The 22,688-nt window shown below is 75.3% G+C and carries 21 protein-coding genes; 11 read left to right on the forward strand and 10 right to left on the reverse strand.

Annotated features, from left to right (window positions below):
• Positions 1 to 6: 6 nt before the first annotated feature.
• From AC2A1K_RS06125 to AC2A1K_RS06135, 3 genes are read right to left on the reverse strand one after another with little or no spacing between them, the layout of a single operon-like run.
• Entirely contained in the window at positions 7 to 1,632 is a 1,626-nt protein-coding gene (locus AC2A1K_RS06125) for an AMP-binding protein (RefSeq protein ID WP_483895424.1), read from the reverse strand.
• Positions 1,629 to 3,665 carry an SDR family oxidoreductase gene (locus AC2A1K_RS06130; protein ID WP_483895425.1) on the reverse strand — a complete coding sequence of 679 codons (2,037 nt, stop codon included), beginning with the start codon at positions 3,663 to 3,665 and terminating at the stop codon, positions 1,629 to 1,631. The genes AC2A1K_RS06125 and AC2A1K_RS06130 overlap by 4 nt, the downstream gene beginning before the upstream one ends.
• Before the next feature lie 46 nt (positions 3,666 to 3,711).
• Entirely contained in the window at positions 3,712 to 3,900 is a 189-nt protein-coding gene (locus AC2A1K_RS06135; protein WP_483895426.1) for a hypothetical protein, read from the reverse strand.
• A gap of 192 nt (positions 3,901 to 4,092) precedes the next feature.
• Between AC2A1K_RS06135 and ligD the strand changes: the two genes are divergently transcribed.
• Together ligD and AC2A1K_RS06145 are read left to right on the forward strand one after the other, a co-directional pair.
• The gene (ligD, locus tag AC2A1K_RS06140) at positions 4,093 to 5,100 is read left to right on the forward strand and encodes a non-homologous end-joining DNA ligase (protein WP_483895427.1); all 1,008 of its coding nucleotides are present in this window, start codon (positions 4,093 to 4,095) and stop codon (positions 5,098 to 5,100) included.
• Between the two features lie 100 nt (positions 5,101 to 5,200).
• Positions 5,201 to 6,583 (forward strand): MFS transporter, encoded by a 1,383-nt coding sequence (locus AC2A1K_RS06145; RefSeq protein WP_483895428.1) that lies wholly within the window; start codon positions 5,201 to 5,203, stop codon positions 6,581 to 6,583.
• A gap of 25 nt (positions 6,584 to 6,608) precedes the next feature.
• Here the strand turns inward: AC2A1K_RS06145 and AC2A1K_RS06150 are convergent, their stop codons facing one another.
• From AC2A1K_RS06150 to AC2A1K_RS06170, 5 genes are all read right to left on the reverse strand, one after another.
• Positions 6,609 to 7,469: a DUF1206 domain-containing protein gene (locus tag AC2A1K_RS06150; RefSeq protein ID WP_483895429.1), complete on the reverse strand. Its 861-nt coding sequence runs from the start codon at positions 7,467 to 7,469 to the stop codon at positions 6,609 to 6,611.
• A 72-nt stretch (positions 7,470 to 7,541) separates the two neighbouring features.
• Positions 7,542 to 8,351: a DUF2127 domain-containing protein gene (locus AC2A1K_RS06155; RefSeq protein ID WP_483895430.1), complete on the reverse strand. Its 810-nt coding sequence runs from the start codon at positions 8,349 to 8,351 to the stop codon at positions 7,542 to 7,544.
• Positions 8,352 to 8,362: 11 nt separating this feature from the next.
• Positions 8,363 to 9,304 (reverse strand): glycosyltransferase family 9 protein, encoded by a 942-nt coding sequence (locus AC2A1K_RS06160; protein ID WP_483895431.1) that lies wholly within the window; start codon positions 9,302 to 9,304, stop codon positions 8,363 to 8,365.
• Between the two features lie 17 nt (positions 9,305 to 9,321).
• Positions 9,322 to 10,059: an RNA polymerase sigma factor SigF gene (locus tag AC2A1K_RS06165; RefSeq protein ID WP_483895487.1), complete on the reverse strand. Its 738-nt coding sequence runs from the start codon at positions 10,057 to 10,059 to the stop codon at positions 9,322 to 9,324.
• Positions 10,060 to 10,259: 200 nt separating this feature from the next.
• Positions 10,260 to 10,739, reverse strand: a complete 480-nt coding sequence (locus tag AC2A1K_RS06170; RefSeq protein ID WP_483895432.1) for an ATP-binding protein — start codon at positions 10,737 to 10,739, stop codon at positions 10,260 to 10,262.
• Positions 10,740 to 10,956: 217 nt separating this feature from the next.
• On the opposite strand from AC2A1K_RS06170, the gene AC2A1K_RS06175 reads away from it, so the two are divergent.
• From AC2A1K_RS06175 to AC2A1K_RS06205, 7 genes are all read left to right on the forward strand, one after another.
• Positions 10,957 to 11,490 carry an HAD-IIIA family hydrolase gene (locus tag AC2A1K_RS06175; RefSeq protein ID WP_483895433.1) on the forward strand — a complete coding sequence of 178 codons (534 nt, stop codon included), beginning with the start codon at positions 10,957 to 10,959 and terminating at the stop codon, positions 11,488 to 11,490.
• 104 nt (positions 11,491 to 11,594) lie between these two features.
• The gene (locus AC2A1K_RS06180; protein ID WP_483895434.1) at positions 11,595 to 12,665 is read left to right on the forward strand and encodes a glycosyltransferase family 9 protein; all 1,071 of its coding nucleotides are present in this window, start codon (positions 11,595 to 11,597) and stop codon (positions 12,663 to 12,665) included.
• A 52-nt stretch (positions 12,666 to 12,717) separates the two neighbouring features.
• Positions 12,718 to 13,761, forward strand: a complete 1,044-nt coding sequence (locus tag AC2A1K_RS06185) for a glycosyltransferase (RefSeq protein WP_483895435.1) — start codon at positions 12,718 to 12,720, stop codon at positions 13,759 to 13,761.
• 141 nt (positions 13,762 to 13,902) lie between these two features.
• Positions 13,903 to 15,159, forward strand: a complete 1,257-nt coding sequence (locus AC2A1K_RS06190) for a glycosyltransferase (protein ID WP_483895436.1) — start codon at positions 13,903 to 13,905, stop codon at positions 15,157 to 15,159.
• Positions 15,156 to 15,761 carry a D-sedoheptulose-7-phosphate isomerase gene (locus AC2A1K_RS06195; protein WP_483895437.1) on the forward strand — a complete coding sequence of 202 codons (606 nt, stop codon included), beginning with the start codon at positions 15,156 to 15,158 and terminating at the stop codon, positions 15,759 to 15,761. Before AC2A1K_RS06190 ends, AC2A1K_RS06195 begins: the two co-directional genes overlap by 4 nt.
• Positions 15,758 to 17,149, forward strand: a complete 1,392-nt coding sequence (locus AC2A1K_RS06200; protein WP_483895438.1) for a PfkB family carbohydrate kinase — start codon at positions 15,758 to 15,760, stop codon at positions 17,147 to 17,149. Before AC2A1K_RS06195 ends, AC2A1K_RS06200 begins: the two co-directional genes overlap by 4 nt.
• Positions 17,146 to 17,835, forward strand: a complete 690-nt coding sequence (locus AC2A1K_RS06205) for an SDR family oxidoreductase (protein WP_483895439.1) — start codon at positions 17,146 to 17,148, stop codon at positions 17,833 to 17,835. Before AC2A1K_RS06200 ends, AC2A1K_RS06205 begins: the two co-directional genes overlap by 4 nt.
• 11 nt (positions 17,836 to 17,846) lie before the next feature.
• Here the strand turns inward: AC2A1K_RS06205 and AC2A1K_RS06210 are convergent, their stop codons facing one another.
• Complete coding sequence (locus AC2A1K_RS06210) at positions 17,847 to 18,215, reverse strand: STAS domain-containing protein (protein ID WP_483895440.1); 369 nt, start codon at positions 18,213 to 18,215, stop codon at positions 17,847 to 17,849.
• 143 nt (positions 18,216 to 18,358) lie between these two features.
• On the opposite strand from AC2A1K_RS06210, the gene rfaE2 reads away from it, so the two are divergent.
• Positions 18,359 to 19,876 carry a D-glycero-beta-D-manno-heptose 1-phosphate adenylyltransferase gene (rfaE2, locus tag AC2A1K_RS06215; protein WP_483895441.1) on the forward strand — a complete coding sequence of 506 codons (1,518 nt, stop codon included), beginning with the start codon at positions 18,359 to 18,361 and terminating at the stop codon, positions 19,874 to 19,876.
• Positions 19,873 to 20,781 carry a glycosyltransferase family 2 protein gene (locus tag AC2A1K_RS06220; RefSeq protein ID WP_483895442.1) on the forward strand — a complete coding sequence of 303 codons (909 nt, stop codon included), beginning with the start codon at positions 19,873 to 19,875 and terminating at the stop codon, positions 20,779 to 20,781. The genes rfaE2 and AC2A1K_RS06220 overlap by 4 nt, the downstream gene beginning before the upstream one ends.
• Here the strand turns inward: AC2A1K_RS06220 and AC2A1K_RS06225 are convergent.
• On the reverse strand, positions 20,726 to 22,648 hold the full coding sequence (locus tag AC2A1K_RS06225) for a 4-alpha-glucanotransferase (RefSeq protein WP_483895443.1): 1,923 nt from the start codon (positions 22,646 to 22,648) through the stop codon (positions 20,726 to 20,728). The genes AC2A1K_RS06220 and AC2A1K_RS06225 overlap by 56 nt on opposite strands.
• Positions 22,649 to 22,688 lie beyond the last annotated feature (40 nt).

Genomic DNA, 22,688 nt, shown 5'->3' on the forward strand with positions numbered 1-22,688 from the left:
CCAACATCACGACGCCGACGAGCCGAGCTCCTTCTTGAGGATCTTCCCGGTGGTGTTGCGCGGCAGCTCGTCGAGGAACTCGACGTCGCGCGGCGAGGCGAAACGGGCGAGGTTGTTCTTCACGTGGTCGCGCACGCTGTCGGCGTCGACCTTCGCGCCCGGCTCGAGCACGAGGTAGGCGGCGAGGCGCTGGCCGTACTCCTCGTCGTCGACACCGACGACGGCCGCCTCCTTCACCCCGTCCATGTCGGCGAGCAGGCCCTCGACCTCGCCGGCGTGGATGTTCTCGCCGCCCGAGACGATCATGTCGTCGGCGCGGCCGGAGATGAACAGCAGGCCGGAGCGGTCGAAGTGCCCGAGGTCGCCGGTGCCGAGCATCCCGTCGACGAGCTCGGTCTCGCCGCGGCCGCCGGTGTAGCCGGTGAAGAGCATCTCGTTCCCGACGAAGATCCGACCCGTCTCGTCGGCCGGGACCTCGCGATCGTCCTCGCCGAGGATCTTCACGACGGTGCCGGCGGGCGGCCGGCCGGCCGTGCCGGGCTCGCTGCGCAGCTCCTCGGGCTTCGCGATCGAGGCCCACGAGACCTCGGTGGAGCCGTAGAGCATGTAGAGCTTCTCGCCGAAGGTCTCGAGGAACTGCGTGACCTTCGCGGGCGGCATCGCCGACCCGGTGGCCGTGACGGTGCGCAGCGCGGAGACGTCGTAGCGGACGATGACCTCCTCGTCGAGCTCGAGGATGCGCTGCAGCATCACCGGCACCGCGAACATCGACGTGCAGCGGTGCTGGGCGATCTGGGCGAGCGCGTCCTCGGGGTCGAACTTGCGTCGCAGCACCAGCGTCGAACCCATCAGCGAGCCGATCTGGAACGCCGCGAAGCCCCAGGTGTGGAACAGCGGCGCGGACACGAGCGCGGGCTCACGGGCGGTCAGCGGGATACGGGAGAGGATCGCGTTGACCGGCGCGATGCCGCCGACCGAGGGCCGCTCGGCGCCCTTGGGCGTGCCGGTGGTGCCCGAGGTCAGCACGATCGTCTTGCCGATCGGGGGCTTGGAGGGCAGGCCCTGCGACCCGTCGGCGCTGATGAGGCCCTCGAGGGTGTCGTCGCCCCAGCAGCCGGTGCCCTCGGTCCAGGCGTAGAGGCGCTGGACGTCGGACGGGACCTCGTCGAGCCGGTCGGCGAGGTCGGAGTCGACGACGACCGTCGAGATCTCCTGCTCTCCGGCGACGGCCTTCATCTGGGCCGGCGAGAGCCCGGTGTTGAGCAGGACGACGTCGGCGCCGAGCTTGCTCACCGCGAGGATCGTCTCGATCGGGCCGCGGTGGTTGCGGCAGAGCACCGCGACGCGGCTGCCCGGTCCGACGCGGCGGTCGGCGAGGGCGCGCGCGAGCCGGTCGGTGCGCTCGTGGATCTCGCGGAACGTCACCGTGCCGCGGTCGTCGATGATCGCGAGGCGGTCCGGGTGGCGCCAGCGCGAGACCACGTAGGCGGTGGTGGGCGTGAACCCGTAGCGGTAGAGCGCGGTCGGGAACAGAGCGGCCCGGTGCGGCGCGACCGGGGTGATGACCCCGGCTCCGGTCAGCAGCCGCAGCCCGGTCGCGAGCTCGGTGGGGGTGCCGAACGGGGTCTTCACCAGTGCACTCCAGGGAGAAGTCGGGCCATGGCCTGGGCGCCACGCGAGAGCGGGCCGGTGTCGAGCGTGCGCGCGTCGCCGTGGCTGTCGGGAGCACTACCCTCACGCGCCGCCGCTGACTCCGGGAAGACGCGGTAGGCGACGTGCATGACACCGTCCTTGATCTGCGGCGTCAGCGCTCCGGCGACCGCGCCGAGCGTGCCCAGCAGCGTGCCGACGTGCTTCGGGCGGTCGATCAGCGCGTGCAGCACCTTGTCCGCCGCCTCCTCGGGGGAGTCGGTGGGGAAGGCGTCGTAGATGCGCGTCGGGGCGATCATCGGGGTGCGCACCAGCGGCATGTGGACGGTCGTGAACGTGACGCCCTCGCCGAGGGTCTCGGTGGCGACGATCGAGGTCCACGCGTCGAGCGCGGCCTTGCTCGCGACGTAGGCGGAAAACCGGGGCGGGCCGGTCTGGACGCCGATCGACGAGATGTTGACGACGTGGCCGAACCGGCGCTCGAGCATGTGCGGCAGCAGCGCGAGCGTCAGCCGCACGGCCCCGAAGTAGTTGATCGACATCGTGCGCTCGAAGTCGTGGAAGCGCTCCAGCTCGAGGCGCACCCCACGGCGGATCGAGCGCCCGGCGTTGTTGACCAGCATGTCGATGCCGGTGTCCGGCCCGGAGTGGTCATTGAGCATCGCCTTGACCAGCGCGTCCACCGACTCGGCGTCGGTGATGTCGCACGAGTACACCCAGGCCTGGCCCCCGGCGCGCTCGATCTCGGCCTTGACCAGCTCGAGCTCCTCGGTGCGGCGCGCGACGAGCAGCGGCACCCCGCCGGCCCGCGCGACCTTGAGGGCCGTCTCGCGCCCGATCCCCGACGACGCACCGGTGATGACGACCCGGCGGCCCTGCAGCGCACCGCCCTCGCGGGGACGGCGGTGGCGGTTGGGGTCGAGGTGCTCGCGCCACCAGGCGACGAGCGCGGGCGCGTAGTCGCCGATCTCGGGGCTCGCGATGCCGGTGCCGGCGAGCGCCTGCGCGGTCTTCTCCGCGGTGAACCGGGTGGGGAAGGTGAGGTGCGGCAGGATCTCGGGTGGGATGTCGAGCTCGGCGAGGGCGATGTCGCGGGTGGCGGCGAACGCCGGGACCGTCCCGGCCGCCCGGGTGGCCTTCTTCAGCAGCCCGCCGACCGCGTCCGGCATCGTCGCGAGCACCTGCGGCGCGCCGAGCGCGCGGGCCAGCGCGTTGTAGACCTCGGAGAGCGGCTGCGGGCGCGGGTGCACGAGGTGGAACGCGCGGCCGTCGAGGCCGGGCTCGTGGACGAGGTGCACCATCGCGTCGGCGACGAAGTCGACCGGGACGACGTTGGTGGCGCCCAGCTCGGGGACGGCGAACCGCAGCGCGCTCAGCCAACGGTTCGGGGCGAGTCGACCGAGCAGCGAGATCGCCGTGAGCAGGTAGTAGGGGCCGTCGACCTTGTCCATCTCGCCGGTGTGCGAGTCGCCGACGACCACGGCGGGGCGGTAGACGCGCCACGGGGTGGTCGACTCCTCGCGGACGATGCGCTCGGCCTCGTACTTGGTGCGGTGGTACGGGTTGCCGAAGCGCTGCCCGACGTCGAGGTCGTCCTCGGTGAACCTGCCCTCGTACTCGCCGGCGACGGCGACCGAGGAGACGTGGTGGAGGTGCTTCGCGTCGAGGCGGGCCGCCAGCTCCACCACGCCGCGGGTGCCGTCCACGTTGGCGGCGCGGTTGGTGTCGTCGTCGGCGGTGATGTCGTAGACGGCGCCGAGGTGCAGGACATGGTCGACGCGGCCCCGCAGCCCGTCGATCTCGGCGTCGTGCAGGCCGAGCCTCGGTTGGGTCAGGTCGCCGACGACGGGCACGACCTTCTCGTGGCCCGGGGTGTCGGCCAGGCGGCGCAGGAGCCGGTCGCGTGAGCCCGCGCGCACGAGCGCGTGGACCGCGTCGCAGTCGTCGCGGGCGAGCAGCCTCGTCAGGACCATCCGGCCCAAGAACCCGGTACCGCCGGTCACCAGATACCGCATGGCGCTGGATCGTGGCACAGGCCACGGGTGGCCGCCTACGGGCGGGTCACCGCTCGGGATCCGCCATCTCGTCGACCTGCTCCTCGACGTCGTCGCCGGCGGCCTTCACCTGGTCGGTGGTCTTCTTCTCGCGCGGCTTCGCCGGATCGAGACCCTCGACCAGCTCCTCCTCGTCGTTGTACTCCGCGACGTAGCGCTGCTCGATGTCCGCCGCCTCGTTGCGCTGCTCGCTCATGCCCGACGACGGTAGGGGAGTGCGAGCGATGCGGCATCGCTGGCAAATCCAGTACAGCACGCCGATAGGGCCAGGATCGCCACATCCTCGGTCGCGCGACCCGCCGGGCCTCTCGTCAGCGTGGGGGCCACGCTGAGGTCGAACGTCAGGAGACCCGCATCCTCGCGGGCTGTGTTCGGGTAGGAGGACGACGTGCCGGACGACGTGTGGGACCTCCCCGACGAGCAGCGGCGCGCGCTGCGCAAGGCCGACGGTGTCAGGTTCCGCGCGCCGATGCTCGCGACGCTGTCGAAGGAGCTCGGGCGGGTGGGTGAGCTCGGCAGCGCCGGGTGGGTGTTCGAGCGCAAGCTCGACGGCGTCCGCGTCATCGCCACGCGGGAGCGGGGCACGACGCCGCGGCTGTGGTCGCGCAACCAGAAGTCGATGGACGGGAGCTACCCGGAGATCGTCGAGGCGCTCGGCGACCAGGGGCCCGACCGGTTCGTCCTGGACGGCGAGATCACCGCCGTCGACGGGACGTTCTCGAGCCTCCAGGCGCGCATGCACCTCCAGGACCCGAACCGTGCGCGCCGCACGGGCGTCGAGATCGAGGCGCACCTGTTCGACATCCTGGTGCTCGACGAGATCGACGTGACTCGGCTGCCGCAGTCGACCCGGCACCGGATCCTCGACGCGGTGGTGTCGTTCGACGCGCCGCTGTTCCGCAGCCCCGTGCTCGAGGGCGACCCCTCGGACCTGCTCGCCGAGGCGTGCGGCGACGGCTGGGAGGGGCTGATCGCCAAGCGCAGCGACGCCCCGTACGTCGTCGGCGGGCGCAGCCGCGACTGGCTCAAGCTCAAGTGCGTCCGCGACCAGGAGTTCGTCATCGGCGGCTGGACCGACCCGTCCGGCTCGCGGCGCGGGCTCGGGGCGCTGCTCGTCGGGTACTGGTCCGCGGGGGAGCTGCGGTACGCCGGGAAGGTCGGGACGGGCTACGACGCGGCGACGCTGACGATGCTGCGCGACCGTCTCGACGGGCTCGCGGCCGACGAGAGTCCCTTCGCCGACGTCGTGCGCGAGAAGGGTCAGCACTGGGTGCGCCCGGAGCTCGTGTGCGCGGTCGGCTTCGGCGAGTGGACGACCGACGGGCGCCTGCGCCACCCCCGCTACCAGGGCCTGCGCATCGACAAGGACCCCGCCGACGTGGTCCGGGAACAGTGACGCCGAAAGATTCTTATGTAGGACCGATGAGTTCTATGATGCAACCGAGTCCTACCTGACGAGGGCGGGGAGAGGCCCCGCCACGTCGTCGGGAGGCTTCGTGAACTCGCGACAGCGCACCGCCGTGCTCCTCCTCGCGTCGGTGACCTCGCTGATGGGGGCGCTGGACACGCTCGTCGTGTCCACCGCGCTGACCACCATCCGCCACGACCTCGGCGCGAGCATCGAGTCGCTGGAGTGGACGGTCAACGCCTACAACCTCACCCTGGCCGTCCTGCTCGTGCCGGCCGCCGCGCTCGGCGACCGCTTCGGGCGGCGGCGGGGCTTCGTCGTCGGCCTCGTGATCTTCACCATCGCCTCGGCGGCGTGCGCGCTCGCTCCGGACGTCGGAACGCTCGTGGTCGCCCGCGCCGTCCAGGGCGTCGGTGCCGCGGCGGTGACGGCGCTCGCGCTGACGCTGGTCGCCGCCGCCTATCCGCCCGAGCAGCGCGGCCGGGCGCTCGGGATCCTCGAGGGCGTCGCGGGGCTGGCGGTGCTTGCCGGCCCCGGGCTCGGCGGCGTCGTCACCGATCTCGTCGGCTGGGAGTTCGTGTTCTGGCTGAACGTGCCGATCGGGCTGGTCGTCGTGCCGCTGTCGCTGGCGGTCATCCCGGAGTCGCGGGGCGGTGACGCGACCCTGGACACCCCCGGGGTCGCGCTGCTCGCCGGCGCCGCGCTGGGCGTCGTGTGGGCGCTGACGGTCGGCAATGTCGCGGGCTGGGTGTCGGTCGAGGTGCTGGGGTCGTTCGCCTTGTCGGCGGCGCTGGCCGTCGCGTTCGTGGGACGTCAGCGCCGGGCGCGGACCCCGCTGCTGCCCGGGCGCCTCGTGCGCGCGCCCGGGTTCGTCGCGGGCAACCTCGCCACCGCCGCGCTGTTCGTCTCGGTGTTCGGCGGGCTGTTCTTCTTCAGCCAGCTGCTCGCGGTCGGGCTCGGGTTCTCCCCGCTGCAGACCGGGCTCGGGCTGATGGCGTGGACGTCGTCGCTGGTCGTGCTCGGCCCGCTCGGCGGGATGCTCGCCGACCGGATCGGCAACCGGCTCCCGCTCGCCGGTGGGCTGGGGCTGACGGCGGTGGGGACGGCGTGGGTGGCGACCGCGGCGCCGGCACTGTCGTACGCCGAGCTGGTGCCCGGGTTCGTCGTCGCCAGCATCGGCGGCTCGCTGGCGATGCCGGCCGCGGCGAACGCCGTGCTCGGCGGGCTCGCGCCGGATGACGTCGGGAAGGCAGCGGGCGTCAACAGCACCCTGCGCGAGCTCGGTGGCGTCCTCGGGCTCGCGGTGCTGGTCGCGGTGTTCGTGCCGCACGGTGGCTACGCGAGCCCGGCGGACTTCTTGGCGGGGTTCGTGCCGGCGATCTGGGTGTGCACCGCGATCGTCGCCGCCGGGGCCGTCGCGGGGGCGTTTGTGCCGGCACCCCGGCCGGTGGGCGGCGCGGTGCCCGCGTGACCCGCCCGCCGTGCGCGCCGGACGCTCAGGGATGCCGCGCGTACGCGTCGACGAGGCAGTACAGCCCGTAGGCGGCGAAGCCGACGCCGGCGACGACCAGGACGCAGGTGCCCAGGGTGTGGTCGGCGAGCGCGCGCAGTGCGACGTCGAGGCCCCCGACCTCGGCCGGGTCGTCGTCGACGACGGCCTCGAGCGCGAGCACGCCGATGGCGCCGAAGACGACCGCGCGGGTGAGGTTGCCGACCCCGCCGAGCCAGCGGGCGGCCAGACGCAGGTGCGGGGTGAGCTTCTCGGGGACGAGGTCGCCGAGGAAGGTCGCGGCGACGCCGGTGAAGGCGGTGGAGATCGCGGTGACGAGCACGACCACCGCGGCGAGGAGCACGAGCAGCCGCCCGTACGGCAGCGCGAAGGTCTCGTGCGCGACGACCTGCAGCTCCGAGGCGTTGTCGACGGGCGACACGATCACCCGCACGGCGAAGTAGGCGACGCCGCCGACACCGAGAGCCTTCGCGAACGCCCCGAAGCGCTTGCGGAAGCGCAGGCCCCGCTCGTCGACCCAGCGGAAGCCGACCGCGCACGCGCGCAGCTGCCAGACCGCGAACGTCACCAGGCACACCGTCGCCAGCGCGAGCAGGGACCGGCCGACGAGACCGCCGTGGGCGACGATCGCGACGGCGCCGCGCTGATCGACCGGCGAGCGCTCGCCCGACATGGCGATGGCCACGGCGAGCCAGCCCAGCAGCAGGTGGACGACGCCGTAGGCGCCGAGACCGACGCGGCCGAGCGCCTCCGAGAAGTGACCGGGGGCGTCGTGCTCGTCGCGGTGCCGGTCGGGGTCGGGAGCTCTCGGGAGACCGCGCGGGGCGCCGACCGGCGAGGACGTCACCGCTCCGTCCTATACCCCAGGGGCGGCGACGGCAGTGTGATGTCGCGTGATGTCGCGTGATGTCGCGTGATGTCAGCCGGCGGACAGCCGGTCGACGCCCGGGCCGGCGCGTTCGACCGCCGGCCACCCGGTGTCGTGCGCCCGCTCGGCCGCCTCGGCGCGCCCGCCGCCGCGCAACCCGAACAGGCGCTTGGCGACGAGCAGGTAGACGACGACGGCGAGGTTGATCACCAAGGCGACGACCTTCGTCGGCGTCGGCCCGTGGCTGATCTCCCAGACCTCGGGCACGAGCAGCACGCTGGTGGCGACGAAGGTCAGGTACTCGGCCCAGCGGCGGGCGTACCAGAGGCCGACGGCCTCGACGGCCTCGAGCGCGGCGTAGGCGAGGAGACCCGCGGCGAGCTGGTAGAGCGTCGCCTCGGGGACCTCGAAGGCGCGCTCGACCTCGACGAGCAGCGTCGGACCGCCGTGCCCGACCGGCCCGCCGACCGCGGCCTGCAGGACCGCGACGATCTGCCCGGCGACCGGTCCCCACGCCTCGCGGTAGGCGGCGAAGAGCAGCACGGCGGTACCGAGCACGGTGAGGGCGACGACGTGCAGGGCGCGGTCCAGCGCGATCAGACGCAGCACGAAACGGTCGCGCAGCGGGCGCCCGCGCAGCGGCACCTCGATCTCGTCGGGACCGGGCACGGTGTCGCGCATGGGATGGGCCGGCGTCGGGCCGGGCTCCCAGGCGTCGCAGCGCAGGCAGCGGTACCAGCGCAGGCCGTCGGGGTCCTGGCGCACCAGCTGCGCGTCCTGGGCACGCACCGTGGCCGCCTCGGTGCCGACCAGCGCGTGACCGTGCAGCGAGCAGCCCAGGAGCTCGTAGCGCACCCTCACGCAGGGTGATGCTAGGCGGGGACGATGCCGAGCAGCGAGGGGAGCGCGCCGAGAACGTCCTCCGGGGTGACGGCGAGCAGGGCGGGGTCCGGGTCGTCGGCGAAGCGCTCGCCGCGCCGGACGGTGTCGTCGCCGAGGACGACGTGCGGCCCCCCGAGCGGCGGCCCCCACCGCGTCGGCGCGACGGGACCGAAGAGCGTCACCGACGGGGTCCCGAACGCGGTCGCGACGTGGCTGACGCCGGTGTCCCCGGCGAGCACGAGCGACGCGGCGGCGACGAGGTCGAGCAGGCCGGCGAGGTCGGTGCGCCCACCGAGGTCGGCGTCGTGCGCCAGGCCGGCGCGGGCGACGACCTCGGCCGTCAGGTGGCGCTCCTCGTCGGAGCCGGTGACGACCACCGCGTGCCCCTGGGCCTGCAGGACGGCCGCGCACACCGCGAACCGCGCGGGGGGCCAGCGTTTCGACCCGTACGCGGCGCCGGGGTGCACGACGACCGGCCCACCGGTCACCGCGCGGCGGCCGGGGAGGTGGAGGTCGTCGGGGTCGGCACCGGCCGCGAGTCCGGCGGCCACGAGCAGGTCGCACCACCGTCGGCGTTCCGGCACGGCCGGGTCGTCGACCCAGGCGGGGCCGTCCCAGCCGGGCGCGGCGTGCCCGATCCGGCGCCGCGGCGCGAGCGCCTCCAACCGCGCGTGGCTCGCCGGCCCCTGGCCGTGGAGGTTGACCGCGACGTCCGGCCCATGTGAGCGGTTTCCGGCGCTATAGGGCAGGAAACTGCTCACATGGCGGTCCACCGCGGCGATCCGGGAGACGACGGGGGCGAGGGCGTCCGGGGCGACGAGGACGATCTCGTGGTCCGGCAGCGCACGGCGCAGCGTGCGCAGTGCCGGTACGGCGACGAGCAGGTCCCCGAGGCCGAGGTCCCGCAGGACGACGGCGGTCGGCGAGGTCACGGCCTCACCGTGCGTCCTCACCGTGCGTCGCCGAGCCCGTCGCGGAGCTGGACCAGCGTCTTCGCGAGCAGCCGCGAGACGTGCATCTGCGAGATGCCGACCTGCTCGGCGATCTGCGACTGCGTCAGGTTGCCGAAGAAGCGCAGCTTGATGATCGTGCGCTCGCGCGGCGGCAGCTTCTCGAGCAGCGGGGCCAGCGACTGCTGGTACTCGACCTGCTCGAGCGCCGCGTCGGCCTCGCCGAGCAGGTCGGACACCGTGCCGGAGTCGGGGTCGTCGACGAGCATCTCGTCGAGCGAGCCGCTGCGGTAGGCGTTCGACGCCTCGAGGGCCTCGAGCACCTCCTCCTTGCCGATCCCCAGGTGCTCGGCGAGCTCGGCGGCGTTCGGCGCACGGCCGAGCGTCTGCGACATCTGCGACATCGCCGCCGACAGCGTGACGTTGAGGTCCTTGAGCCGGCGTGGCACCCGCATCGACCAGGCCTGGTCGCGGAAGTGCCGCCGGACCTCGCCGGTGATCGTCGGCACCGCGTAGGAGAGGAAGTCGGCGCCGCGCTCCGGGTCGTAGCGGTCGACGGCGTTGATCAGCCCGAGCGTCGCGACCTGCTCGAGGTCCTCCTCGGGCTCCCCGCGCCGCGAGAACCGGCGTGCGATGTGCTGGGCCACCGGCAGGTGCCCACGCACCAGCTCGTCGCGCAGCGCCAGCCGCTCCGGCGAGCCGGGCTCGAGCGCGGCGTGCTCGGCGAGCTTGGGCATGAGGTGGTCGTACTCGCCCCGCGAGCCGGAGCGCCTGCCGTTGCGTCCCGACTGGTCGCCGTCGGCCCGGTGGGTGTCGGTCCTCGCCGTCTCGGCACCGTCGGCGGCCCTGTCACCGGTCGCGCCGGGGGTGTCGGTCATGGCGTGGATCGAGCTCACATCCGTGGAGTCGGGAGCGGAGGCAGGGGGAGGGGGCGGCGTCACGGGCCCGCAGACCTGGAGCGGCGGTCGGCCAGCAACGCCACCGCGGCTCCGTCGCCGACGGACTCGGCGGCGCCGGTCTCGGGCAGCACGTCCTCGAGCGGCACGTCGGTCGTGCGCTCGACGATCACTCGCAGCGCCAGCCGGTGCGCCTCGCCGGAGGCCGGCGGTGCCTCGGCGAGCACGCGCACGTCGTCGGCGAGGACGGACAGCACCCGCCACGCGAACGTGTCGGTCGGCAGCGACGTCGGCCCGGTCGTCAGCACCGAGGCGGTCATCGTGATCCGGTCGTCGTCGACGGTGAACGTGACCGTCAGCGTCGTCCCGGGCCGGGCGAGCGCGGCGAGGCAGGTGCACGCCTCGTCCACGGCCAGCCGGAGGTCGTCGACCGTGTCGAGCGGGAACTCGGAACGTGCCGCGAGGTCGCCGGCGACGGTGCGCACGGTGACGAGCGCCTCCGGGACCGGCAGGACGCGCACTTCGACGTCACGCGGCGCTCCCGGTCCCCGGTCATCGGGTGGCTGGGGGCGGATCAACGGGGGTTCCTCCTGGTCGGTCACGCCCGGGGTGGGCGTCGGACGGACCGGCGAGGCTCCGGTCTCCCGGCGTGTACCCGGGGCCCTGACCAACAAACCGAGGCCCAGGTCAGGGTCGTGCCCCTGCGGGCGTCCCGTCCGCGTGGTGTGCTGCCCTGCCGTGAGCGCCCTGCCCCGCGCGGTGCTGTTCGACCGCGACGGCACCCTCGTCGTCGACGTCCCCTACAACGGCGACCCGGCCGCCGTCGCCCCGTTGCCGGCGGCCGCGGCGGCGCTGGACCGCGTCCGGGCGGCGGGCGTGCCGGTCGGCGTGGTCAGCAACCAGTCCGGCGTCGCCCGCGGACTGCTCGACCCCGCTCAGGTCGACACGGTCAACGCCCGGATCGAGGAGCTGCTCGGGCCGTTCGCGGTGTGGCAGTGGTGCCCGCACGGCGACGGCGACGGCTGCGCGCGCCGCAAGCCCGCGCCCGGGATGGTGCTCGACGCCGCCGCCGCGCTGGGCGTCGCGCCGGGCGAGGTCGCGGTGATCGGCGACATCGCCGCCGACGTCGGGGCCGCCGACGCCGCCGGGGGGCGCGCGGTGCTGGTCCCGACGGCGGCGACCCGCGGCGAGGAGGTCGCGGACGCCGCCGCGCGCGGACGCCTCGCCGAGGATCTCCTGGGCGCCGTGACGCTGCTGGGCTTCGCGCCGTGACGCCGGGTCGAGCTCCGCAGGCTCCGTCTCCCGTGACGCCGGGTCGAGCTCCGCAGGCTCCGTCTCCCGTGACGCCGGGTCGAGCTCCGCAGGCTCCGTCTCCCGTGACGCCGGGTCGAGTCCTGGTCGTCCGCCTCGACAGCGACGGCGACGTCCTGCTGGCCGGCCCCGCGGTGCGCGCGGTCGCCGCCGGCGCGGACGACGTGATCGCCGTCGTCGGACCGCGCGGGCGGCAGGCGGCCGGGCTGCTCCCGGGTGTCGACGCCGTCGCGGTGTGGCGCTGTGCGTGGGTGGACGCCGAGCCGCCGCCGGTGACGCGCGAGGACACCGCCGCGCTCGTCGAGGCCCTCGCCGCCCTGCACGCCGACGAGGCCGTCGTGCTGACCTCGTTCCACCAGTCCCCGCTGCCGACCGCCCTGGTGCTGCGCCTGGCCGGCGTCCCGCGGATCACGGCGGCGTCGGTCGACTACCCCGGCAGCCTCCTCGACGTCCGGCTCCGCCCCGGCGACCCGGCGCTCGACGCCGCCGTCGACCTGCCCGACGACCTCCCCGAGGCCGAGCGCGCGCTGGAGATCGCCGAGCGCGCCGGCTACCCGCTGCCGCTGGGTGACGACGGGCGCCTCGCGGTCACCGTCGACGCCGACGCGCGCCGGGAGGCCGCCGACGTGCTCGCGGCGCACGACGTCACCGGCGACTACGTCGTGCTGCACCCCGGCGCCTCGGTGCCCGCGCGCGCGTGGTCGCCGCACCGCGCGGCCGAGGGCGTCGCGGCGCTCGCCGACGCCGGGCACCGGGTGGTGGTGACGGGAGCGCCGGGGGAGACGGCCCTGACGAAGGAGGTCGCCGGGCGCGACGGCGTGGATCTCGGCGGTCGGACGGGGTTCGGCGCGCTCGCGGCCGTCCTCGCGGGGGCGGCCGCGATGGTGGTGGGCAACACAGGACCCGCCCACCTGGCGGCCGCGGTGGGCGTGCCCGTCGTCTCGCTGTTCGCCCCCGTCGTGCCCCCGGAACGGTGGGCTCCTCACGGAGTGCGACGGATTCTTCTCGGTGATCAGAGCGCTGCGTGCCGGGGAACGCGGGCCCGGACCTGCCCCGTGCCTGGTCACCCTTGTCTGGACAGCGTGCGCAGCGAGGACGTCGTCGACGCCGTCGCCCGGCTGGTCGACGGAGAGTAGTAGTTCGTCCGGCGGAGTTTATGGGGTCGAGCCGGAAACCAATACCTGGCCGGTGACCATTCATGCCTCCGCGTCCCCGGCGCGGACCGTCCTGCACTGGCACGTGCACGGCTCCTGGACGACGGCGTTCCTCCAGGGTCGCCACACGTGCCTGCTGCCGGTCCTGCCGGAGGGCGGGCCGTGGGGCGGGGGCCGGCCGGCGGCCTGGGACTGGCCCGCCCACGCCGAGGAGGCCACCCCGGACCAGCTGCGGGAGCGCGCCGACGAGATCGACGCCGTCGTGCTCCAGCGGCCGGAGGAGATCGAGCTCGTCGAGCGCTGGACCGGACGGCGCCCGGGTGTGGATCTCCCAGCGGTGTTCGTGGAGCACAACACACCGAAGGGCGACGTGCCGACGTCGGTCCACCCGCTGGCCGACCGCGACGACATCCCCGTCGTCCACGTCACCCACTTCAACGCGCTGATGTGGGACACCGGCCGCGCGCCGGTGCGCGTGATCGAACATGGCGTGCTCGACCCCGGTGACCGCTACACCGGCGAGCTCGACCGTGCCGCGGTCGTCGTCAACGAGCCGGTGCGACGGAACCGCGTCACCGGCACCGACCTGCTGCCCGGCTTCGCCGACACCGTCGGTCTCGACGTCTACGGGATCGGCAGCGAGCGCCTCGGCGAGGCCGTCACCCACCCGAACGTCGGGATCGGGGGCGACCTGCCCCAGGACCGCCTGCACACCGAGATGGCGCGCCACCGCGTCTACCTGCACCCCGTGCGGTGGACGTCGCTGGGCCTGTCGCTGATCGAGGCGATGATGCTCGGGATGCCGGTGGTCGCGCTCGCCACGACCGAGGTCGCGGTCGACGTCCCGGCCGCCGCCGGCGTGGTCGCCACCGACCGGCAGGTCCTCCACGAGGGCCTGCGCACCTACGGCGACGACCCGGGCCTCGCCCGCGAGGCGGGCAGGGCCGCCCGCGCCGCGGCGCTGACCCGGCACGGCGTGGACCGCTTCCTCGACGACTGGGAGCGGCTGCTCGCCGACGTGATCGCGGGGCGCGCCGCGGACGCCTCCGATCGAGCTGCGCTGACCGCCGCGGTCTGAACCCCACGGGGTGAGGGACCGGTCCAAACCACGGGCCGGCCCGGTCCCGGCCCGTCCTCTCTGTTCGTCTCCGTGGCGCGTGGGCGCCGTCCATCGAAGCAACCCCGGTGTGCCGTCGCGCGCGCCGAGGGAGGAGTGCGCATGCGGATCGCGATGGTGTCCGAGCACGCCAGTCCGCTGGCCGCCTCGAGCGGGCTCGGCGGCGCCGACGCCGGCGGCCAGAACGTCGCCGTGCGCGCGCTCGCGCTCGCCCTCGCCGACGCCGGCCACGAGATCGTCGTCCACACCCGGCGGACCTCGCCGTCGGTGCCGCGGCGTGTCGCCATGGCGCCGGGGGTCGCCGTCGACCACGTCGACGCGGGCCCACCGTGCGAGCTGCGAAAGGACGAGCTCGTCGACCACATGGACGCGTTCTCGGCCGAGCTCGCGACGTGCTGGCGTCTGGAACGGCCGGACGTCGTGCACGCGCACTTCTGGATGTCGGGCCTGGCCGCGCTGCCCGCGGCGCGCGCGCTGGGGGTGCCGGTCGTGCAGACCTTCCACGCGCTCGGCTCGGTGAAGCGCCGTCACCAGGGCGCCGACGACACGAGCCCCGCGCGCCGGGTCGCGGTGGAGAGCGACCTGGGCGCATCGGTCGACCGGGTGCTCGCGACGTGCCGCGAGGAGGTCGACGAGCTCGTCGCGCTCGGCGTCCCGGCCGACCGCGCGACCGTCGTGCCGTGCGGGGTGGACGTCGGGCACTTCACGGCAGGAGACGCGGCGGAGCGGAGCTCGACCGTCGGGACCGGCGCTGCTCCTCGCCGCGGCCGGTTCCGCGTGCTCTCGGTGAGCCGGCTCGTGCCGCGCAAGGGCGTCGACACGGTGATCTCGGCTCTGGCGCACCTGGACCGCGACGCCGAGCTCGTCGTCGCCGGTGGTCCTTCCCCCGAGTCGCTGGACGGCGACCCGGAGGTGGCACGGCTGCGGTCGCGGGCCTCCGAGCTCGGCGTCGCGGACCGCGTGCGGTTCCTGGGCGCCGTCGGCCAGGACGCGCTGCCGCAGCTGTACCGCTCGGCGGACGCCGTGGTCTGCGTGCCCGCCTACGAGCCGTTCGGCCTGGTGCCGCTCGAGGCGATGGCCTGCGCCCGCCCCGTGGTCGCGGCCGCCGTCGGGGGGCTCGCCGACACCGTCGTCGACGGCGTCACCGGCCACCAGGTGCCCGCCGGTGACCCGGGCGCGGTGGCCGCGGCGCTGGAGGGGCTGCGCGCCGACCCGGGCCGCGCCCGCCGTCTGGGCCGCGCCGGGCGCCGACGCGCCGAGACCGAGTACGGCTGGGACCACGTGGCCGGCGCGCACGAGCGCGTCTACGGCGAGGTGACGCCCGTCCTCCCGGCCCTGACGACGGGGAGCCCCGCATGAGCCACGAGATCGTCCACCGCCACCTCGGGGGGCTGCGGGGCACGCTCGAGGGTCTCGCCGGCGAGTCCGAGCGCCTCGAGCGCTGGGGCGTCGAGCTCGCCACCCGGCTGCGTCACGGCTCGCGACTGCTCGCCGCCGGCAACGGGGGCAGCGCCGCGGAGGCGCAGCACCTCACCGCCGAGCTCGTCGGGCGCTACCGCGGGGAGCGAGAGCCGCTCTCGGCGATCGCGCTGCACGCCGACACCTCCGCGGTCACCGCGCTGGGCAACGACTACGGTTACGACGAGGTCTTCGCGCGCCAGGTGCGCGCGCACGGGCGGCCCGGCGACGTCCTCGTGCTGCTCTCGACCAGCGGGCGCAGCCCCAACCTCGTCGCCGCGGCCGAGGCCGCCCGCGCGCTCGGGCTGACCGTCTGGGCGCTGACCGGCCCGGGCCCCAACCCGCTCGCGGTCGCGGCGACCGAGGCGCTGTGCCTGCCCGGCGAGACGCCGTCGGTGCAGGAGGCGCATCTCGTGACCGTGCACCTGCTGTGCGAGGTCGTCGACCGGGTGCTGGCGCCGGCGCCGCGGTTCTCGACCGGAGCCGAGGAGCTCGTCCCGTGAGCCCGCGGACGCGCGCCCCGATCGTGGTGGTCGGCGACTGCCTGCGCGACGTCGACGTGGTCGGCGCCGTGGAGCGGCTGTGCCCGGACGCGCCGGCGCCGGTGCTGTCGGAGTCCTCCCGTCGGGAACGTCCCGGCGGGGCGGGCCTGACCGCCCTGCTCGCGTCCCGGAGCACGCCGCACCCGGTGCGGCTGGTGACGGCGCTGGGTCCCTCGGACGGGCCGCGCGCCCTGGTGCCCGGCGTCGATGTCGTCGCCGTGACCGCCGAGGGCAGTACGCCGACCAAGACCCGCATGCTCGCCGACGACCGAGTGCTGCTGCGCGTGGATTCCGGCGGGCTGGGGTCGTTCAGGGCGTCGTCGCCGATGGTCGACGCCATCGCCGGGGCCGGCCTGGTGCTGGTGTCGGACTACGGGCGCGGGATGACCGCCGACCCGGCGATCCGCGCGGCGCTGACCGAGGCGGCGGCGCGCGTCCCGGTCGTCTGGGATCCGCACCCCCACGGCGCGCCGCCCGTCCCCGGCGCCACCCTCGTCACCCCGAACCTCGCCGAGGCCCGGGGCTCTGTGAGCGAGCTTCCCGGCTCTCGCCGGGACGCTCGCTCACAGGGGTTCCCCGGCGAGCCGGCCGAGCTGGGGGACGCGCTGCGCGAGCACTGGGGTGCCGACGCCGTGGCCGTGACCGCCGGGAGCGCCGGCGCGGTCCTGCGCAGCGCCACGGGCACGTCGGTCACCCCCGCCGCCCCCGCCGCCGGCGGCGACCCCTGCGGCGCGGGCGACCGGTTCGCCGCGAGCGTCGCGGTCGCTCTCGCCGAGGGCTCCGCCGTCGACGACGCGGTGCGCCGGGGCGTCGCGGACGCCGCCGCGTTCGTCGCCGCCGGGGGAGCAGCCGGACTGGACGACGCGGCACCGATCGCGGACGACCCCGTCGTCGCCGCCCGCGCCCGGGGCGCCACCGTCGTCGCCACCGGGGGCTGCTTCGACCTCCTGCACGCCGGGCACGCCCGCACCCTCGCCGCCGCGCGACAGCTCGCCGGCGAGGACGGTGTGCTCGTCGTCTGCCTCAACTCCGACGCCTCGGTGCGCCGACTCAAGGGGCCCGGCCGGCCCGTGGTCGCCGAGGCCGACCGCGCCGAGATGCTCGCCGCCCTCGCCTCCGTCGACGCCGTAGAGGTGTTCGCCGAGGACGACCCGCGCGCCGTGCTCGACCGCCTGCGCCCCGACGTCTGGGTCAAGGGCGGCGACTACGCAGGAGACGAGCTGCTCGAGACCCCGCTGGTGCGCAGCTGGGGCGGCGAGGTCGTCGCCGTCCCGTACCACGCCGGCCGTTCGTCGACACGGCTGCTGGCGCGCCTGGACGACCCCGTCACCCCTGGAGGGACCTCATGACCAGCAACCCCGGCACCGTCCTCGTCACCGGCGGCTCGTCCGGCCTCGGCGCCGCGGTCGCCGACGCCGTCGTCGCCGCGGGTGGCACCCCCGTCGTGCTCGACCTCAAGACACCCGACGCCGGGCACGCCTTCGTCGAGGTCGACCTCGCCGACCCCCGCGCCGCCGAGGGCGCCGTCGCCCGCGCGAGCGAGCAGGTCGGCGGGCTCGACGCCGTCGTCACCGCCGCCGGCATCGACCGTTGCGGCAAGCTCGTCGAGGTCGACCCCGGCGAGTGGGACCGTGTCGTCGCGGTGAACCTGCTCGGCACCGCCGCCGTCGTCCGCGCCGCACTGCCGGAGCTCGAGCGGCGGCACGGCAAGGTCGTCACCGTCTCCTCGACCCTCGGGGTCAAGGCGGTGTCCGACGCGACCGCGTACTGCGCGTCGAAGTTCGGGGTCGTCGGCTTCACCCGCGCGCTCGCCGCCGAGACCGCCGGCCGCGTGGGGGTGACGCTGCTGGTCCCCGGCGGCATGTGGACCCACTTCTTCGACGACCGCCCCGACCAGTACAAGCCGGGCGCCGACGCCCAGCTCAACGACCCCGTCCAGACCGCCGACGCCGTGCTCTACGCGCTGACCCGGCCCGCGGGCAGCGAGGTGCGGGAGCTCGTGGTGACCTCGTCGGAGGAGGGCTCGTACCCGTGAGCCGCTCGACGTCAGCGCAGGCCGGCCGCCGCCGCGTCCGCGTCCGGATAGGTGTCGAACAGCTCGGTGAGCCCGGTGAGGCTCAGCGCCCGGCCCGCGGTGCGCGGCACGCCGGCCAGACGCAGCTCACCCTCGCGAGCGATCGCGGCCTCGCGCTCGGCGATCAGCAGCGCCAGCCCCGCCGAGCCCATGAACTCGACGCCCGAGAGGTCCAGCACCACGTGCCGCGCACCCGCCGTGACCTGCTCCTGGATCGCCACGCGCAGGGGCGTCGCGGTGGCCGTGTCGACGTCGCCGACCGGGCGCACCACCGCGATCTCCGGACTGACCAGGCTCGCCGAGACGTCGGCGGAGTCGGGCGTGAGCTGCTCGTCGGCCATCGGCACTCCCGGGAAGCACGGGTCACCCCGTCGGTGACGGGGCGGGGAGCGACAGTACCGAGGTCGCTGCTGCAGCGCCGTGCGGCGGGAACGCGTGCCGCCGATCGCACCCGTGCGGGTTCCCCCGGAAGGGCGGACGGTTGATGGCCGCGCCCGAGGTCGAGCGTCCTTCGGCCGCGCCGCTCGACGCCGCCCCGCTCGCCGCGGATCTCCCCGCCCGGCTGGCCGCCGCGGCCCCGCGCGTGGTCGTGCTCGGCGACACCGTGCTCGACCAGTGGCTGACCGGCCCGTCGCGGCGGCTCTCGCGCGAGGCGCCCGTGCCGGTCGTGGAGGTGGACCACACCCGCGGCTCGCCGGGCGCCGCCGCCAACACCGCCGCCAACCTCGCCGCGCTCGGGGCGCGGACCGAGCTGGTGTCGGTCCTGGGTGACGACGCCGACGCCGCCACCGTGCGCGAGCTGCTCGCGGCCCACGGCGTCGACACCGACGGCGTGGTCACCGACCCGACCCGACCGACCGCGGCCAAGCGCCGGGTGCTCGCGGACGACGCGCTGGTCGCGCGCTTCGACACGTCGTCGCGCGCGCCGCTGGGTCGTGAGACCCGCGACGCGCTGCACGCGGCGCTGCGCCGGGCCGTCGACGGGGCCGACGCGGTCGTGGTCTGCGACTACGACGGCGGCGCGCTCGACGGTGTCGTCGACCTCCTGGGACGCCCGGGGGAGCGGACCTTCCGGCTCGTCGTCGACGCCCACGACCCCGCGCGCTGGGCGCCGGCGCGCCCCGACGTCGTCACCCCGAACGCGGGGGAGGCGGCGACCATGCTGGGCCGCGACCTCGGCGGGCCCGACCGGGTGGCCGCCGCCGAGGCCGCGGGCGCCGAGCTGCGGGAACGGTCCGGGGCCGGCGCCGTCGTCGTCACCCTGGACCGGGACGGGGCGCTGCTGCTGCCCGATGTCGGTGATCGCCCTGCCCCGGCGCACCGGACGTTCGCGCGCCCGGCGTCGGAGGCCAACACCTGCGGCGCGGGCGACACGTTCACGGCCGCGCTGGTGCTCGCGCTGGCCGCGGGTACCCCGGCCGCCACCGCCGCCGAGCTGGCGCAGGCCGCCGCGGACGTCGTGGTGGGCCGGCCCGGGACCTCGGTGTGCGGCACCGGCGAGCTCGCCGAGCGGGTCGCGGCGGCGGAGGGCCCGCTGCTCGACGCGGCCTCGTTGGCCGCGATCGTCGACGAGCAGCGCGTCGCGGGCCGGCGGGTGGTGTTCACCAACGGCTGCTTCGACGTCGTGCACCGCGGGCACGTCGCCTCGCTGAACCAGGCCAAGCGCCTCGGCGATGTGCTGATCGTGGCGCTGAACTCCGACGACTCGGTGGCCCGGCTCAAGGGCCCGTCGCGACCGGTGAACTCGCTCGCCGACCGGGCGGCGGTGATCGGCGCGCTGAGCTGCGTCGACCACGTCACGGTGTTCGACGACGACACCCCCGCCGAGCTGCTCGAGCTGCTGGCGCCCGACGTGTACGCGAAGGGCGGCGACTACACGCCCGAGATGCTGCGCGAGTCGGCGACGGTCGGCGCGTACGGCGGACGCGTGGTCATCCTCGACTACCTGCCCGACCGGTCGACGAGCGCGATCGTCGAGCGGATCCGGGGTGGTCCCTCGTGATCGACGTGCTCGTGCCCACCCGGAGCCGGCCGGTCGAGCTGGCGACGACGCTCGCCGGGCTCGCCGCGCAGACCGGGGTGGACTTCTCGCTGACGATCTCCGACCAGTCCGACGGCGACGCCTCGTGGGAGACGCCGTCGGCGTGGACGGTGATCCGGTGGCTGCGCCGCCGCGGCGTCGAGGTGGCGCTGCACCGGCACCTGCCGCCGCGGGGGATGGCCGAGCAGCGCGCGTTCCTGCTGTCGTGCGCGACGGCGCCGGCGGTGCTCTACCTCGACGACGACGTGTGGCTCGAGCCCGGCGCGCTCGCGCGCCTGCACCGGGCGCTGGGCGAGCTGGGGTGCGGGATGGTCGGCGCGGCGATGCAGGCGCTCGGGCACGCCGACGACCGGCGGCCCGCCGAGGTGGAGTCGTTCGTCCCGTGGTCCGGGCCGGTGGGACCCGAGACGTTGGTCAAGGACGGGCCCGGCTGGGACCGCTGGCGCCTGCACAACGCGGCGAACGGGCTGCACCTCGCGGAGTCGGTGGGTCTCGACGGGCCGGGGGCCCCGACGCCGCCGCCCGAGCGCTACGTGCCCTACAAGGTGGCTTGGGTCGCGGGGTGCGTGCTGTTCGACCGGGCCCGGCTGGTCGAGGCCGGCGGGTTCGAGTTCTGGCGTGACGTGCCCGAGGACGCGCACGGCGAGGACGTGTACTCGCAGCAGCAGGTCATGGCGCGGTCGGGCGCGGCGGGCATCCTCCCGCCCGGCGCGTACCACCAGGAGTCGCCGACCGCCCTCCCCGACCGCGGCATCTCCGCCGTCGACGCCCTTCGTGAGCGACGTTCGCGGCGATCGCCGGGAACGTCGCTCACCGCGGCCGGTCGCGGAGCGCCGAGGCGACCGCGAGGACGCGAGGGTCGGTGAGGAGGGCGTCGAGGGGGCGGGAGAGGGGGATGCGCCAGTTCGGGTAGGCCTCGATCGTTCCGGGCAGGTTCGGCTGCCGCACGTCGCCCAGCACGTCGGTGAACGCCGCGAGCACGATGCGCGAGCGGGCGGTCGCCAGGAGTCGATGCATGGCGAGCACCACGTCGTCGGTGTCCTCGAAGCCCTCGGCGCGCAGGAGGTGCAGCAGCTCGGCGCGGTCCCGCTCGGCATCGGCGTACGCGGCGTCGACATCGGTCAGCACCCCGGCCTCGGCCCGCGCGCGCACGTGCTCGTCGGCGAGGAACCCCGCCGCCGTCGGCAGATCGTGGGTCGAGACGCTCGCCAACGTCTCCGGGTGCCAGCGCCGCGGCGGCAGCAACGCCCCGTCGGCGTCCCGCTGGAACCAGAGCACCGCGCACCCGAGCATCCCGTGCTCCGCGAGCCCCTCGGTGACCGACCGCTCCACCGTCCCCAGGTCCTCGCCGACCACGACCGCACCGGCCCGCGACGCCTCGATCGCCACGACCGCCAGCATCGCCCGCGCGTCGTAGTGCACGTACGCGCCCTCGCGCGCCCCGCGCCCCGGCGGGATCCACCACAGCCGCCACAGCCCCGCGACGTGGTCGACGCGCAGCCCGTCGGCGTGGCGCAGCACCCCGCGGATCATCGAGCGCAGCGGCGCGTACCCCGACGCCGCGAGCGCGTCCGGGCGCCACGGCGGCAGCGCCCAGTCCTGGCCCTGCTGGTTGAAGTCGTCGGGCGGCGCGCCGACCGACACCCCCGGCGCCAGCGCGTCCGCGAGCGTCCACGCGTCCGCACCGCCCGCCGAGCACCCGACGGCCAGGTCGGCGATGAGCCCCACCGCCATCCCGGAGGCCTGCGCGTGCGCGTCCGCCAGCTGCGCGTCGGCCAGCTGGAGGCACCACGCGTGGAAGAGCACCCGGTCGGCCAGCTCCCGGCGCGCCGACACCACCGAGGAGTCCCCCACGTGCCCCAACCCGGCCGGCCACGACCGCAGATCGCTCCCGTGCCGTTCCGCCAGCGCGTACCAGGTCGCGACGTCGCGCAGTTCCGGCTCGAGCGCGTCCACGTCGGTCGGTGCGGCGGCGTCGTACGGCCGCAGCAGCTCCAGCGCCGCGCGCTTCGCCGCCCACACCGCGTCGTGGTCGACGAGGTCGCCCTCGGGCGGCCGCAAGGAGTCCACCGCCGCCCGGACCGCCTCGGGGGCCGCCGCGTACGCCGCCAGGGACGACACCCGCACATACAACGGATGCAGGAACCGCCTGCTCGACGGCGAGTACGGCGACGGCTCGACCTCCGGCGCCAGCGCGAGCGCGTGCAGCGGGTTGACCAGCAACGCCCCCGCACCCTGCGCGGCGCTCCCGGACAGCAGCGCCCCCAGGTCCCCGTAGTCCCCGCACCCCCACGACTCGTCGGACCGCACCGCGTAGAGCTGCGCCGTCCAGCCCCACGTGGGCGGCGGCGCCTCCAGCCGCGGCGGCGCGACGACCAGCGCGACGTCCTGGCCGCGGCACGCCAGCCGGTGGTAGCCGACGGGCAGGTCGCCCGGCACCTCCGAGACGGAGCGCTCGGTGCCGTCCTCGAGGGTCACCACCCCCGGGGCGGGCAGCGGACGAACGGAACCCACGTCCACGACGACCGTGGCCGGCAGCGTCTCCGGATCGACCGCCCGCACCGCCTCCACCGCCGCCGCCAGCGCCTCCGGGGTGGTCGCGTCCACGCCCAGGGCGGTCAGGACGTCGAGGACGACGCCGCGGTCGACCTCGACCTCCTGCTCGCTGCTGTCGCGGTAGCGCACCGCGACGCCGTGGGCGGTGGCGAGCTCGGCGAGCTCGGACTCGATCACCGGCGTCTCCTGGGACGGTCTCGAAGGACAGGGGGAGGGA

The sequence above is a fragment of the Actinomycetospora sp. 2LY8.5 genome (genome assembly GCF_057180585.1).